Raw genomic sequence first — 14,899 nt, 5'->3', positions numbered from 1 at the left:
ATGATTCTTTAGTGATGGTCCGTGATTGTGCGAGTTCGAACAACTTCATTTGTTGTTCACGCATTGTCGATTCAAGTTCAAGAAGAGACTTTAAGGATTTCTCTTGTAGACTCTTGTAGAGACTTAAGAACCGCAAATAAATCCCCAGAGGGTGTTTTAGTAATTTCTACTTCATAGGCTATTTCTTGAATTGAAAAGGTGAACGATGAATTTTCATTTGTTTTATGCTTTTCCATGAACTGTTCTTTTTGCTCATTGGTAAGTAATGAAATGATATTCGTAGTATCGATTAGTGGATGAAAATCGAGGGTGCTAGGGTCGATAAGAATAACTGCAATGGTTTGCCCCATGAATACCCCTCCTCCGTTTCAAGTGATTATCATAAAGATACCATGTTCGACGTTTTTTAACAGTATGAATAGTTTAGAAACTTTACTAAATGCTAAAAATCACAAATAATTCACAACTACATCAAGTTTATATGACAGTTGTCACTAATAATGAAACACGAAATCGCTTACACTAATAGGAAATACGTAAAGGTGGCAACTTATTTTTATGAAATTAATGGCAGATTCGACGTGTGATTTATCACAAGACGTCATCACAGCTTATGAGATTGATATTATTCCTTTAACTGTAACGATAGAGGGTACGGATTATAAAGATCGATTAGACATTACAACAGATCAATATTTTGAAAAGCTTCAAGCGGGTAGCGAAGCAGCATCTACAGGTGCTCCGAGCCCATCGCTATATGTCGAATTCTTTGAGAAAGCGATACGAGACGGATATTCAGAAATTCTATGTATCTGTATGTCGAGTGGTACGAGTGCTTCGTATCAATCTGGTGAACTCGGCCGTACTCAGTTTTTTGAAGAGAATCCTGAATCGGAAGTAAAGATCCACGTGGTCGATTCAAAATCGATGAGTCATGGAAGTGGTTGGCTTGTCATGAAAAGTTCAGAGCTAGAAAAAGAAGGTCATTCTTTTGAAGACATCGTGACATTTGTAGAATCACATAAAACTAAAGTAAAGCATTTCTTATCAGTGGACGACTTGAGTCATTTGATTCGAAGTGGGCGCATTTCAGGCGCGAGTGCACTTATTGGAAAGTTGTTAAACATTAAGCCAATCATGTCAATGAAGCAAGGCAAAGGTGCAGTGGTTGCAAAAGAGCGTGGCCGAAATCGGGTACTGAAGCATTATGTGGATGAGTTTTCGAAACGAAATGATTCTACGAACACAACATTTTTGTTAATTGGCTATACGACGGATCGCCAAGTAGCGCTTGACTTACAGACAAAAATTCAAGCCGAAACGACGTTCTCTGGCGATATTTATATTATGCAAATGGGTGTTGCGGTCGCAACGCATGTGGGGCCTGGTGGGCTTTCTATGTTATTTATGGAGAAGTAAATTATAAAAATGGACTGCTACGATTCTTTTTGAGTCGTTGCAGTCTTTTTTTTGCGGGTAGTGAGGGGCTTGTTTCGGTTTATCTCGGGTGACAGGCACCATATGGGAACTGCTGGTAAATGGTGACAGGCACCGAGAATAAATAGTTTCCATAATATGACTTCGGTAGAAGAAAAGTCACTTTCGGTAGAATAAATTGTGGTTAGTGTAGAATAAATCAAGCATTTATCCGATGAACGACCGCTCAGGATGGGTGACAGGCACCATATGGGAACTGCTGGTAAATGGTGACAGGCACCGAGAATGCCCCCCATCCCTTCAAAGTAAGATGGGTACATCTCGGCAACTCTAGGGTCCGTCGCTACATCATGAATAGCTAATGACCGCGCACTTTGAACCGCTTCAAAATAAGTAGGGTAGTGGATGTCATCGACTTTGTCTCCGACTAGATGTTCCGCATAACGCGCGTCGTAAATATTTTGTGCTTCAAGAATCGATTGAGAGGTATTGAATAACCAAATACCAACTCGCTCCACTTGAATTAATTGAGCGATGGTCTCACAAGCACTCTCTATTGTTTCTTTTAACGATTCTTTAGTGATTGTTCTTGATTTCGCGAGCTCAAATAATTTCATCTGTTGGTTTCGCATTGTAGATTCAATCTCAAATAAAGAACGAAGAGCTTTTTCTTCGTGTGCCGTAAACACAGCAAAATGGTTTCCGCTCGGTGTAGTACCCATCACAATTTCGTATAACCCATGGTGAAGAACAAGTTGAAACGGACTGAAATCTGATGTGTTACTTTTATCCCAAATGATAGATTCTTCATCTTCTGTTAGGTGTGAAAATAGTGAAGACCGATCTAGGAGAGGACTGAGTAGCTTTTTGGACCGATCAATATGCAATACGGCAATCGTTTGCCCCATTTTTGCCCCTCCTTCGATTATTATTCGTATCATAAAGATACCATATTCACGAATTACAAGCATGAGTTTTTTTCAAACAAATGTAAAAAAATCCAATCACAAAATGTGACTGGATAAAAATTAAGCTTCTTCGCTAATAATTACGTTTTTTCCTCGCATACGTAGGATCAATGGAACTACTAGCCATAGCAATGTAACAATCAAGAAAGTTAAAGATAACGGATTTGTAATGAAGATACTAAAATCTCCATTTGAAATTGTCAAAGCACGACGCATATTGTTTTCAATCATTGGTCCTAGTACTAATGCAAGCACTAATGGAGCTAGCGGATAATCATGTTTCGCCAGTAAGTAACCAAAGACACCACAGCCAATAAGTAGCAGCAGGTCAAACGTAGTGTACTGTACGGCATAGACACCGAATACAGAAATCGCAATGATTAAAGGTAACAGATACTTTTTCGGTGTTTCAATGATTTTCGCGAAAATTCGCACCATCGGCATGTTCAAGATCAATAGCATCAAGTTCCCTAGGAACATACTTGCAATCAAGCCCCAAGCGACTTGAGGGTGTTCTTCAAATAACAATGGGCCTGGCTGAATGTTGTACATAATGAATGCACCCATCAAGATGGCTGTTGTACCTGAACCCGGAATCCCTAGTGTCAAGAGAGGAATCATGGCCCCGCCAGAAGCGGCATTGTTGGCTGATTCTGGACCGGCAACTCCAGCGATATTTCCTTTACCAAATGAGTCTGGATCCTTACTTAATTTCTTCTCGGAAATATAAGAGAAGAAGGAAGCGAGCGTCGCTCCTGCGCCAGGGAGAACACCAAGGAAAAATCCTAAAATTGAAGAACGTCCGATTGGTCCCGCACTTTGTTTCAAGTCTAATTTTGTTGGGAGAATTCGCGTGATCTTAGCTACAGGTTCATCGTGAGTCTCTTTTTCAAAGATCGTCTTAAATACTTCACCAAGTGCAAAGAGCCCTACAGCTATCGTTAAGAACTCAATTCCACTAAAAAGGATAGGGGAGTCGTATGTAAAACGAGCGATACCAGAGACTGCATCGATTCCAATCGTTCCAAGCATTAGACCGACCACCGTCATAATCAAAGCTTTCGTCACAGATTTCCCTGCGAGTCCACTTACAGCAGCCAAACCTAATAGCATCAGGGAAAAGTAATCAGCTGGACCAAAGTCAATTGCGATTTTTGAAAGGGGCTGTGCAAGAAGCACCAGTCCAATCAATGACACAATACCAGCAACGAATGAACCAATAGCTGAAATCGCAAGTGCTGCACCAGCACGCCCCTGGCGAGCCATCTGATACCCATCTAATGTTGTCACAACAGAAGACGATTCACCGGGTGTATTTAGTAAGATAGATGTAGTAGATCCTCCATACATGGCTCCGTAGTACACACCTGCAAGCAGAATGATCGAGCTTGTAGCTGCCATTTCGACTGGTAGACCAGATGTTAGAGTAGCTGTGATAGGGATGAGTAGTGCCACACCACTCATCGGTCCAATACCAGGGAGGACGCCAACAGCTGTTCCGATTATTACACCGAGAAGTGCAAAAAGAATATTGTGCCACTGAAAAGCAACTAAAAATCCGTTGAGTAAATAATCAATTGTTCCCATCTTGTATCACCGTCCTAAATCGGGAATCCTGGTAAAGATCCACCTAAAATGTTTACATAGCCGTAATAAATGATTCCTGAAAAAGCCGCTGCTATTAGTAAAGAGGGGAGCCATTTACCACGCTCCAGCGTTTGAAATGCAATAACTAAAAAGACAAATGTTGTGATTACATAGCCAAGCGGTTCTAATAAAAGGACGTAGCCAATGGCTGCCCCTAAAATGATCAAGAAACGTTTGTATTGAGGAGAGTCAGATTCGTCTCCAGCTGTTTTGACAGATTTTGCTTTAAAACTTTGAACTATAAGTAGTGCACTTAAAACTATGAGTGAAGCACCCAATCCCATAGGGAAGATTTTTGGTCCAACTGAAGACCCGTAAGCACTGTCCGAGATTTTAAGGGCTTCTGTAAAGAACAGAACACCGATGATAAAAAATACGATGCTTGCTATTCGGTCAAAACGTAGCGTCATAGCGTAATACCTCCATAAATGACGGGTGCGAGCATTTTCATGCCCGCACCGTGTCTTATTTCTGCATATCTAATGCTGTTAAAATTTCAGTGATGACTTGTTCTTGCTCTTCTAAGAAAGCAGTGAAGTCTTCTCCAGCACGGTATTCATCAGCCCAGCCGTTGCGCTCAAGCTCGGCTTTCCATTCTTCGCTTTTCACCATTTCATCCAGTTTTTCTTCCCAATAGGCTTTAGCGGTTTCCGACATGTTCTTCGGTCCGAACAACCCACGCCAGATTGTGAATTCTGCATCAATTCCTAAGTCATAAAGTGTTGGAACATCTTCAAGTCCTTCAAGATCCAATTTTTCAGGAGATGTGACAGCTAGGACACGAACGTCACCGCTCTTCACATACGAAGTGACAGTTGATACATCTGTCCCAATAGCATCTGCATTCGATCCAAGTAGGGCTGCCATCGCTTCGCCGCCACCATCATAAGAAACATACTTTGCAGATTTTGGATCAATGCCATATTCATAGGCAGGTAAGATGGTTAGTAAATGGTCCATAGAACCTGGAGCAGAACCACCTGCTAAAGTGATGGATGTTGGATCTTCTTTAATAGCATCGAGTAGGTCAGTCAATGTCTCGTAAGGTGAATCTTTCTTTACAACGATGGCTCCGAAATCTTTAGTTAACTGAGCTAGTGGTGTTGTATCTTTATAGCCATAAGGGCTGTTTCCTTCAGCTTTTAAGTTGTTGATTAAAATAGGTGGTGATTTCACCATTAACATGTGGTCGTTTTCCGCTTCTTTTGTAGCGTACGTTGCCATGAAGACGGCACCTCCGCCACCCGGTTGGTTTTCAACTGTGATGGCTTTATCGATCAGTTTCGTTTCGTTCATGACTTTACTGATGGCACGAGCTGTTAGATCCCATCCACCTCCTGCACCAGAGGGCGCAACGATGGTTAAGTTATTCTTGGGATAATCAGCTGGTTCTTTGACAGAAGCTGCGTTCTCCCCATTTGAACAGGCTGCTAAGCTGACAAGTAGTGCGGCACTCGCCGCTAGTGTTGCAAGTTTTTTTCCAAGTTTCATTGTCATTTCCCCCTTTTTGTAAAGCGCTTTCATTTGCTTTAGGTAAGAGTAAATGATTTTTAGAAAATTGAATATATTTGGAACATACTCTCTATTTTTTTCGTTTTTTTCATTTTGTTCAATTGTGTTCATGAAAAAACAGTTTCTCAATTTTTGAGAAACTGCTTGTCTTTGTAATCTTACGTGTAGGGGAAGCGTTCCGCGGGCGCGGGCTGAGCCTCGGTCTCAGCTTCCGCTTATAATCCCGCTGGAGTCACCCCTACACTCTTTATAGTAAATTTCAGGCCTGAAATTTTAGTATAAGTCATTTTAAATTTTAGTTTTGGAGAGTAACTATTTTAGAAAGTAGCGACGTTCTGGTCGGCCGACAGAGCCATAGACTTGTTCGACAAGAAGAGTGTTTTCAGTCACTAGGTGCTCTAAATAGCGCCTTGCAGTAGAGCGGCTCATGCCTAGTTCCGCACCTAATCGTTCTGCCGTAATGCCGTCAGGATGTTTTGAGATGACGCTAGACACTTTTTCACGAGTCAGGCGATCAATACCTTTAGGAGCGGCTTCCATATCGGGTTGTGAGGTCTTCTTAAACAACTGTCGGATTTGAGATTCCGTAAATTCTGTTGTCGAGGTTAGCAACTGCTTTTTTTCTTTATAGCTGGTTAAACTATCGGTGAACGACTGCATGGTGACGGGTTTCAGTAGATAATCTTCTATGCCAGCAGCGTAAGCTTTGCGAACTACATCTACTTCAGTTGCAGCTGTTATCAAAATTACATCAGTATAGGGGTACAACTGCTTCACATAATCTACAAACTGAGTTCCTAGGTCATCAGGTAAATAAACATCGACTAAAACGAGTTGCGGTTGCAACTCATCCATCCACATCTTCGCTTCTTCAACAGTGTGAGCGATTCCTACTGCAGTAAAGCCATCGACTGAAGCTACAAACTTTTCATGAATCCGTGCAATTCGTGGATCATCTTCCACAATCAGCACTTCAATGGGACGTGTCATCAGGTACATCCTCCTTTGGAATGGCAAGTACAAATAGTGCACCACCAAGATCTCCGTTTTCTAAAGAGAGGGTGGCATTTAATAAGGCTACGTTTTCTTGCACGATTGCTAAGCCGTAGCCACGTGTCTTCGCATCTTTTGTAGATTGTTTCCCTTTTAATAGTTCGGGAAGTCTAGCTACATCGATTCCTTCCCCTGAATCTTCTATCTCTACAACCAATTCTTTCTCTGTATCTTTCACATATATTCGTACTTTACGGTCTTTGAGAGGGAGTTTTTCAACCGCTTCAAACGCATTGGTTATTAAATTACTGATAACCGGAATCAGGAGATGTTTTTCAATTGTCGAAGGGAGCACGCCGCAGGAACTATCTTCATCTAATTCTAAGTCAACCTTAAGTTCTCTCGCACGGTTATAAAATCCAATTACCATAGCACTGATGTAAGGTTCTTGGATGTGACGAGAAATGAATGTGATCAATGATGCATTTTCTGTCTGTTGTTGGTGGATAAGGTCAACTGCTTCCTCATATTCTTGAAGCTGGAGTAATCCTGAAATCATATACAAGAAGTTTTGATGTTCATGTGTCTGTGCGCGTAAAGACTCTGAATACTGCTTGGTTTGTGCAAGTTCTTCTGCAATCGTATCAATATCCTCTATTTTGCGGAAGCTAGCAATCGCTCCAGTTACTTCTCCGTTTCGTACTATAGGAATTCGGTTGACCAATGTCTCATTGCCACCAATCACCATGACTTTATCGAGTTCCGTTTGTCCAGATTTCATAATATCGAGAAGTCTTGTATTAGGAATGACTTCTTGGATTTCTAGACCTTGAATCGAAGTCTTTCCAGGAAAGAAAGCATCGGCCGCTGGATTACTCAAAACAATTTGTCCGGATGTGTCTGTAACGATGATGGCTTCTCGAATCGATGCAAGTAGAGCATTCCTCTGAGTTAACAAGGACACAATTTCTTCTGGTTCATAATCAAGCAATTGATGTTTGATGCGACGAGTCAAAAATTGTGAAATTCCCATTGCTACAAGAGCTGCAATCGCAAATATTAAGATCAAATATTTGGCGTACTGAAGATTAGTCTGAAAGACCGTGTCTTGTAAAAACCCCACGGAAACTACTCCGATGATGGTCCCGTTGTCATCAATAACAGGTGCTTTTCCTCGTATAGCTCTACCGAGTGTTCCAGTGGCTTCAGAAATATAAGATTGCCCTTCTAGAAGTGCCTTGTCGTTATCTTCACCGACCATCTTCTGGCCGATTCGCTCTGTGATAGGATGTGCGTAGCGGATCTCATTTTCATCTCCAATGACGACATACTGGGCCTTGACCTCTTGTTGGATGTCGAGAGCAAGTTGTTGTATTTCAGAGGTGGATTCGGGTAGTTGTAAAGCTCGAATGACGTCTGGGTGTTGGGCTGTGGTTTCTGCAATATTTAACGCGCGTTCTCCAATTTCTTGTTTCACACTATGGGCCATGACGAAGTAGGATGCTGTAATAACAAGGATAACTACAGTGATGGTGAGAGCGAGCATATACTTCATGATTCGAAACTGTAAAGTAGTGTTCTTCATAATTTAATATAACTCCTTCATTATTCATGACAGATGTCACTAACAACTACTAACGAAATCGCTTACACTGATTAGAACTGCAAAAAAAGGTGGAACCTAATTATGATGAAATTACTAGCTGACTCTACATGTGATATTTCTCAAGATGTGCTGACATCTTATTCTATTGATCTTATACCTTTAACAGTAACCATAGAAGGAACAGATTATCAAGACCGGATTGATATTACGACAGACAGTTATTTTCAAAGACTACAAGCGGGAAGCGAGCAGGCGTCTACTGGTGCACCAAGTCCAAGACTGTATGCTGACGTGTTTCAAAAAGCAGTAGATGACGGACACAAAGAAATTTTATGTATCTGTATGTCCAGTGGAACAAGCGCTTCGTATCAATCTGGAGAATTAGGGAAATCACAATTTTTAGAGGAGCATCCTGAATCGGATGTGAAAATCCATATTCTAGACTCTAAGTCTATGAGCCATGGAAGTGGTTGGTTGCTCATGAAGAGCGCTCAGATGAGAGACAATGGCTACTCATTTGAAGATATTGTCCACTTCGTAGAGACTCATAAAACAAAAGTGAAACATTATCTTTCTGTAGATGATCTGAGTCATTTGATTCGTAGTGGTCGGATCTCAGGAGCGAGCGCAGTTATAGGCAAACTGCTGAATATTAAGCCAATCATGTCCATGAACGATGGAAAAGGTGCGGTCGTTGCCAAAGAACGGGGACGCAACCGTGTTTTCAAACATTATATCGAAGAGTTTTCAAAGCGAATTGACACGGAGCAAACAAACTTCGTCTTAATAGGTTATACGACGGACCGTCAAGTAGCTCTTGATTTGCAAGACAAATTGCGATCGGAAACGACATTTACTGGCGATATTTATATTATGCAGATGGGCGTGGCCGTTGCAACACATGTTGGACCAGGAGGTTTGTCGTTGTTCTTTATGGAAAAGTAAAGTTGAGGTAGGCAGGGGGAGGACTGAGCGGTCGTTCTTCGACAAGATTGGGGTTTTCTTCTTCAAATTTTGATTTTTCTTCGGCATATTCCGAAGTTTCTTCTACAATACAAAAACTCGCGTTCCCAAAAAGGGCGCGAGTTTTTTCAATTAGCCAAGATGATGCCACATACGTTCCAGCGCGAGTTTGGCGTTATGTTGCGTGTCTTGGTCCACTTTAATAGGATTCACTATACGCCCTTCCACCAATTCTTCTAATACCCACGTTAAATGAGGCAAGTCAATTCGGTTCATCGTCAGACAGGGGCACATAAAGGGATTCAGTGACACAATGTCGAGATGTGGATTGTCCGCAATCAAGCGGTTCACGAGATTCATCTCCGTACCGATTGCCCATTTGTCTCGGGTGACAGGCACCATATGGGAACTGCTGGTAAATGGTGACAGGCACCGAGAATAAATAGTTTCCATAATATGACTTCGGTAGAAGAAAAGTCACTTTCGGTAGAATAAATTGTGGTTAGTGTAGAATAAATCAAGCATTTATCCGATGAACGACCGCTCAGGATGGGTGACAGGCACCATATGGGAACTGCTGGTAAATGGTGACAGGCACCGAGAATAAAGTCGGAGTTTCTAGAGCGGCGTTCTACACATCTAAATACTTCCACATCCGCTCAAGTGCAATCTTCGAATATTCGGCAGTTTCTGCGTCAACCTTAATTGGATTGACCACATTGCCTTCAACTAGCTCCTCCAACACCCACGTAAGATGAGGAAGGTCGATTCGATTCATTGTTAAGCACGGACACATAAATGGGTTGAGTGACACGATATCCAAATGGGGGTTATCTGCAATCAAGCGATTGACTAAATTCATCTCAGTTCCAATCGCCCATTTAGAACCATCCGGTGCTTGGTTGATTTGGTCAATAATATAACTCGTAGATCCGTTATCATCAGATGCTGTTACTACTTCATGCGTACACTCAGGGTGTACGAGAATTCTTCGGTCTGGTTCATTTTTGCGCAAGTTTTCCACATGCTTCGGTAAAAAATTCATATGCACCGAACAATGGCCTTTCCACAAGATGACTTGAACATCTTCTAGTGCACATAAAGCTTCTAAACGATTTGCAATTGGATCCCAGATGGCCATGTGCTCGAGTGGGATTCCTAGGTCAGCTGCTGTATTGCGACCTAGATGTTGATCGGGTAAAAAAAGTAATCGTTGTTTCTGAGTAAATGCCCATTTCACCATCTTGTGGGCATTAGAGGAGGTGACAGTAGCTCCGCCATACTTCCCAACAAACGATTTAATCGCAGCAGTCGAATTGACATAGGTGAGTGGCAATATTGTATCGTCAAACAGCTCCTGTAAGTGTGTCCAAGCACGTTCGGTTTGAGAAATTGTTGCCATGTCCGCCATTGAACAACCCGCACGCATATCCGGTAAGATTACATTTTGGTCCGGAGATGTTAAGATATCTGCAGTTTCTGCCATGAAGTGAACACCGCAGAAAATAATGGTTTCTGCAGTTTGCTCAGCAGCGATTTGTGATAACTGCAAAGAATCACCTGTAGCATCAGCAAATTGAATGACTTCATCTTTTTGATAATGGTGCCCGAGAATATAGACACGATCTTGAAGTTTTTCACGGGCAGCACGTGCGCGCTTTCTTAATTCTTCAGTAGAGAGTGTTGTATACTGCGCAGGGAGTGAGCTGGTCTCTGTAAGAAGCGATAAAATACTCATTTCATTACCTCCTTATGTGATGAAGTGACATTTAGACTTAAATCCAGTTGTTTTACGCTATGCGTGAGTGCGCCCATTGAAATCAAGTCAACACCGGTTTCGCCATATGCACGTAGTGTCTCAATAGTAATTCCACCGGATGCTTCTGTTAAAATAGTTTCTGGAACGAGTTGTACCCACTGTTTGATTGTTTCAGGGGATTGATTGTCAATCATAATAACATCGGGTTCTGCTTCAATTGCCTCTATCAACTGTTCCTTAGTTTCAATCTCTACTTCTACTTTCACAAGAGGACCTACGAATTGACGTGCTTTTTGCACCGCAAGTGTAATCGATCCACAAGCCGCAATATGGTTATCTTTTAACATGACTGCATCGTACAAACCATTACGATGATTTTTCCCACCACCAACCCGGACGGCATACTTTTCAAATATACGTAGCCCTGCAGTCGTTTTCCGAGTATCGACAAGTTGGGCAGGTGTTCCGGCAAGTTGTTCTGCACAGTGACTTGTAAAGGTTGCCACTGAACACATGCGCTGCACCAAATTCAACAATACACGCTCCCCAGACAACAAGGAGTGAGTGGGTCCAGTTAGCTCTACTAAACTATCGCCACTATGGAAGGGTTCTCCCTCTTTTTTATGTAGAGTGACCTTCACGTTTTGATCCAGCAGACCAAATCCTATTTCAAAAATAAACAATCCACAGGCAATTCCCTCTTCTTTTGCACGGACAAAAGCAGTAGAGTGATGTGCACTGTCAAAAACACGGCTAGATAGATCATCTTCTCCTATATCTTCAATAAAAAATTGGCGTAGCCTTTCTTCAATGATGAATCGATTCATAGTAGACCCTCTCTTTCAACTGACTAGAATTTCTCGTTTCAATCCACTTCTGATTTCCTTCGTGAACAATAACCTTGTGGTTCCATTCGTCTTGAATAGATGGGAAGTCTATTCGAAAATGGGCGCCCCGACTTTCTTTACGCAGGGATATAGACTGAGCAAGTAAAGAGCTCGTAGTATAGCGATGTAGTAAATCAATGGTGTGAACGGGCACATTGGCTAAGTCCCATTGTTGAAGTGGGAGTGAGTTGGCATATGTCTCACTTGATTCGTCTCGCAAAATTCCACAGTAATGCACTAAAGACTCTTGAGAAAAATCTTTGTTTCGTATTTCTGTGGGTGGCTCTGGGAGTTTGCTCTCTCTTATTCCAGTCATGGGCGCGCTAGTTGATTGAATATCCTCAGCTACTCTATAACCCATCACAATGCACTCGAGCAGCGAATTGCTCGCTAAACGATTGCCTCCATGTAAACCTGTACAAGCCACTTCTCCCAAAGCGTACAGTCCAGGAATACTAGTACGTCCACCTAGATCCGTTTGAATACCTCCCATATGGAAGTGGACACCAGGACGAACAGCTATCCGCTGTTGGTCTTTAAAAACTTGCTTCGCAGTTGGAAAGCGCTCCGAAAATTTCTCCACCTGCGTTCGATCTAGAAAAACCGGAAGTTGGTTTCGCCAGTGATAATCAATCAAGCGCGCAGTCACATCACGAGGTCCAAGGGGATTGATAGCAAGAGGAGTGCCTTCTTGATCAGTAAAAATTGCGCCTGCTCCTCGTAATGCTTCTGTCACCAATCCTTTAGTTCCTTGCTTGTCTACTGCGATAGTAGGGTGAAATTGAATGAATTCTAAATCCGTCAGCCGAGCACCTGCATGATAGGCAAGTGATAACCCCGTACCTTTAGCTGCGGAAGAATTCGACGTAACTCCAAAAAGTTCACCGATTCCACCGGTAGCCAATACAACTCTAGTGGCGTATAGAGTTTCTACTTGATGCTGCTCCGTGACGATGCGAATACCCTTGCAAGTTCCATCTTCCATAACAAGAGAGTGAGCCGAAGCTATAATTCTTTTAACAGACTGTGTAGCGGTAGTAGCTTTCTTCATCCAAAACTTCCCGGTCCGATCTCCTCCTGCATGAAGCACTCGATGACGGGAATGCGCGGCTTCTTTACCTAGCGCCAGATCTCCATCTGAAGTGAGGTCAACTGGAAATCCTTCATTAACTAGACTTCGGACTAAACGTTCACCGTCTTCAATAATTTCCTTTGCAGCCAAACCATCCACATGTTTTGAGCCGACAAGAAGCGTATCTTGAAGATGGAAAGAAGGTGCATCACTCTCGCCGAGCGGAGCGGCGATACCACCTTGTGCAAGCCAACTATTTCCTTTGATAAACGAATCCGAGATAATCACAACATTTAGTGTAGATGAAAGGTTTTTTGCTAGAATAAGCCCCGCTAAACCGCCACCAACTATACAAACATCAACCATAAAATTTACACCTACTTTACAAGTGTCTTGACACCTATTATGAACCCAGGCAAAATGAAAGACAAGTTCGAATCAAAGGTTGTGAAAAAGTTGAACTATTTTGATTATGCTGCGACAGCCCCTATGCGAGAAGAAGCACTTACAAGTTATGTAGAAGCAGCGCGAAAATTTTATGGCAATACTCAAAGTCTTCATGACGTCGGAAGTGCAGCACAACGAGTGCTTCAGCAATGCAAACATATATGGGCTGATCATTTACAGGTAAGCCCTGATAGTGTTTTCTTCACGGGATCAGCTACAGAAGGAAATCAGTTGGCTATTCGGTCACTCGTAAAAGGGAAGCAAGGAACGATTTTAGTAAGTCCGCTTGAACATGCGAGCATTTTAACGGTTGTTCATGAATTGAAGAGTGAGGGCTTTGCTTTAGAATGGTTGCCTTTAACTGAACGCGGTGTTGTGGATTTGCAAAAAACGAATGACATGCTTAGTGACGAGGTGATTTTAGTAGTATGTCAGTGGGTGAATTCCGAAACAGGAATTCTACAACCTATAGAAGAGATACTGTCACTTGTTAAGGGAAAATCGATACCCGTTCATTGTGATGCGGTGCAAGGGTTCGGAAAATGTACATTGACTGGTTGGCAACAGGACGTTGCGAGTTTTGTTATTTCGGGCCATAAGTTCGGGGGACCCAAAGGATGCGGCGTTTGTTTGATCAATCCAGACTTTCATTGGAGCTCTGTATATCCCGGCACAACGCATCAATTTGGATTTCGAGCAGGCACTGTGGATATTCCTTCTATAGTAGCTACAACAGAAGCGGCATTTATCTCGCTAAAGGAACAACATGATCTCTATGCAAATGTGCAAAAGTTCCATATGAGAGTGGTTAATGCTTTGCCTGAGACTGTGGAATATGTTGGGCAAGGGACAACTAAATCACCTTTTATAGTGGGATTGTCGGGCTTTGGTGTGGACGGACAACATACCATGTTAGAAGCAAACAGACACGGAATTTCCATCTCAACCGGAAGTGCATGCAAAGTGGGGCACGGAGAGGCGATGTCTACGCTAAGCGCTCTAGGCTACGAAGAAGATGTTGCGCGGCAATTTGTGCGAATTTCATTCGGGTATTTAACTACTGAGAGAGAAGTGGAGAATTTAATAAAGTGGATTCGTTCCTATAAAGTAGAAAGAGACCTCAGATGAGGTCTCTTTCTACTTTAATTGATTCGATAATGTTTCTAAAGCATAGAAATAATTCTTCTTTTCAATTTCGCTTTTCCAGTGATAATTTTCGGCGACTTTAAAAGTCGAGAGCATCGTCAAAAACTCAGTCATCTGATGATTGCTTTTTGGGTGGTTCTTCCAAAATTCTTCAGTGAAATTGTAAGCAACTGTTTGTAGTAGCTCGCCATCTTCTAAAGTACCAGCCATAGGATCTTCATATAGACGGTGGAGAGATTCAAATAATGTAAATTCAGGTAAGATCTTAAGTGCCATCAACTCACTAAGATTTTGATTGGATAAATGGCATAACTGCTGATGCTCAATTGACTTAAACCAAAGTAAACGTGCATTGGTTGAAAACAGTGAAGAAGGGGCCGTACTTTTTTCATGTTGCAAATCATACAACGTATGTGTTCTATGCATTGTACATTCCTCCCTTTCTATTCAATTGATTCAGAT

General features: G+C 42.1%; 14 protein-coding genes and 1 pseudogene. 3 read left to right on the top strand and 12 right to left on the bottom strand.

Going from position 1 to position 14,899, the window contains the following annotated elements:
- Nucleotides 1–77: 77 nt before the first annotated feature.
- Complete coding sequence (locus AB5N96_RS06400; RefSeq protein WP_499704982.1) at nucleotides 78–350, bottom strand: hypothetical protein; 273 nt, start codon at nucleotides 348–350, stop codon at nucleotides 78–80.
- Nucleotides 351–558: 208 nt separating this feature from the next.
- On the opposite strand from AB5N96_RS06400, the gene AB5N96_RS06395 reads away from it, so the two are divergent.
- The gene (locus tag AB5N96_RS06395; RefSeq protein WP_499704981.1) at nucleotides 559–1,419 is read left to right on the top strand and encodes a DegV family protein; all 861 of its coding nucleotides are present in this window, start codon (nucleotides 559–561) and stop codon (nucleotides 1,417–1,419) included.
- Between the two features lie 17 nt (nucleotides 1,420–1,436).
- Here the strand turns inward: AB5N96_RS06395 and AB5N96_RS06390 are convergent, their stop codons facing one another.
- From AB5N96_RS06390 to AB5N96_RS06365, 6 genes are all read right to left on the bottom strand, one after another.
- On the bottom strand, nucleotides 1,437–2,345 hold the full coding sequence (locus AB5N96_RS06390; RefSeq protein ID WP_499704980.1) for a GAF domain-containing protein: 909 nt from the start codon (nucleotides 2,343–2,345) through the stop codon (nucleotides 1,437–1,439).
- 120 nt (nucleotides 2,346–2,465) lie between these two features.
- Entirely contained in the window at nucleotides 2,466–3,992 is a 1,527-nt protein-coding gene (locus AB5N96_RS06385; protein WP_499704979.1) for a tripartite tricarboxylate transporter permease, read from the bottom strand.
- Between the two features lie 14 nt (nucleotides 3,993–4,006).
- A complete protein-coding gene (locus AB5N96_RS06380; protein WP_204590571.1) occupies nucleotides 4,007–4,462 on the bottom strand; it encodes a tripartite tricarboxylate transporter TctB family protein in 456 nt (151 codons plus the stop codon).
- 55 nt (nucleotides 4,463–4,517) lie between these two features.
- Nucleotides 4,518–5,549 (bottom strand): tripartite tricarboxylate transporter substrate binding protein, encoded by a 1,032-nt coding sequence (locus tag AB5N96_RS06375; protein WP_499704978.1) that lies wholly within the window; start codon nucleotides 5,547–5,549, stop codon nucleotides 4,518–4,520.
- A 327-nt stretch (nucleotides 5,550–5,876) separates the two neighbouring features.
- Nucleotides 5,877–6,554, bottom strand: coding sequence for a response regulator (locus AB5N96_RS06370; protein ID WP_204590569.1), 678 nt, complete (start codon nucleotides 6,552–6,554; stop codon nucleotides 5,877–5,879).
- The gene (locus AB5N96_RS06365) at nucleotides 6,538–8,142 is read right to left on the bottom strand and encodes an ATP-binding protein (RefSeq protein WP_499704977.1); all 1,605 of its coding nucleotides are present in this window, start codon (nucleotides 8,140–8,142) and stop codon (nucleotides 6,538–6,540) included. Before AB5N96_RS06365 ends, AB5N96_RS06370 begins: the two co-directional genes overlap by 17 nt.
- A 102-nt stretch (nucleotides 8,143–8,244) precedes the next feature.
- Between AB5N96_RS06365 and AB5N96_RS06360 the strand changes: the two genes are divergently transcribed.
- Nucleotides 8,245–9,108 carry a DegV family protein gene (locus AB5N96_RS06360; protein WP_499704976.1) on the top strand — a complete coding sequence of 288 codons (864 nt, stop codon included), beginning with the start codon at nucleotides 8,245–8,247 and terminating at the stop codon, nucleotides 9,106–9,108.
- A 150-nt stretch (nucleotides 9,109–9,258) separates the two neighbouring features.
- On the opposite strand, the pseudogene nadA (AB5N96_RS06355) reads toward AB5N96_RS06360, so the two are convergent.
- From nadA (AB5N96_RS06355) to AB5N96_RS06340, 4 genes and pseudogenes are all read right to left on the bottom strand, one after another.
- A pseudogene (gene nadA / locus AB5N96_RS06355) lies at nucleotides 9,259–9,507 on the bottom strand (quinolinate synthase NadA); the annotation flags it as partial.
- Between the two features lie 250 nt (nucleotides 9,508–9,757).
- Complete coding sequence (nadA, locus tag AB5N96_RS06350; protein WP_499704975.1) at nucleotides 9,758–10,864, bottom strand: quinolinate synthase NadA; 1,107 nt, start codon at nucleotides 10,862–10,864, stop codon at nucleotides 9,758–9,760.
- On the bottom strand, nucleotides 10,861–11,712 hold the full coding sequence (gene nadC / locus AB5N96_RS06345; protein WP_499704974.1) for a carboxylating nicotinate-nucleotide diphosphorylase: 852 nt from the start codon (nucleotides 11,710–11,712) through the stop codon (nucleotides 10,861–10,863). The genes nadA (AB5N96_RS06350) and nadC overlap by 4 nt, the downstream gene beginning before the upstream one ends.
- On the bottom strand, nucleotides 11,693–13,210 hold the full coding sequence (locus AB5N96_RS06340) for an L-aspartate oxidase (RefSeq protein ID WP_499704973.1): 1,518 nt from the start codon (nucleotides 13,208–13,210) through the stop codon (nucleotides 11,693–11,695). The genes nadC and AB5N96_RS06340 overlap by 20 nt, the downstream gene beginning before the upstream one ends.
- A gap of 81 nt (nucleotides 13,211–13,291) precedes the next feature.
- Here AB5N96_RS06340 and AB5N96_RS06335 point away from each other — a divergent pair, with 81 nt between their 5' ends.
- A complete protein-coding gene (locus tag AB5N96_RS06335) occupies nucleotides 13,292–14,419 on the top strand; it encodes an IscS subfamily cysteine desulfurase (protein WP_499705092.1) in 1,128 nt (375 codons plus the stop codon).
- A 9-nt stretch (nucleotides 14,420–14,428) separates the two neighbouring features.
- On the opposite strand, the gene AB5N96_RS06330 is transcribed toward AB5N96_RS06335, so the two are convergent.
- On the bottom strand, nucleotides 14,429–14,863 hold the full coding sequence (locus AB5N96_RS06330; RefSeq protein WP_392454389.1) for a hypothetical protein: 435 nt from the start codon (nucleotides 14,861–14,863) through the stop codon (nucleotides 14,429–14,431).
- Between the last annotated feature and the right edge of the window lie 36 nt (nucleotides 14,864–14,899).

The sequence above is a fragment of the Chryseomicrobium imtechense genome (genome assembly GCF_041475995.1).
GTDB lineage: Bacteria > Bacillota > Bacilli > Bacillales_A > Planococcaceae > Chryseomicrobium > Chryseomicrobium aureum.
Note: the sequence above shows the minus strand (reverse complement) of the source record. Positions and strands in the feature narration are given on the sequence as shown.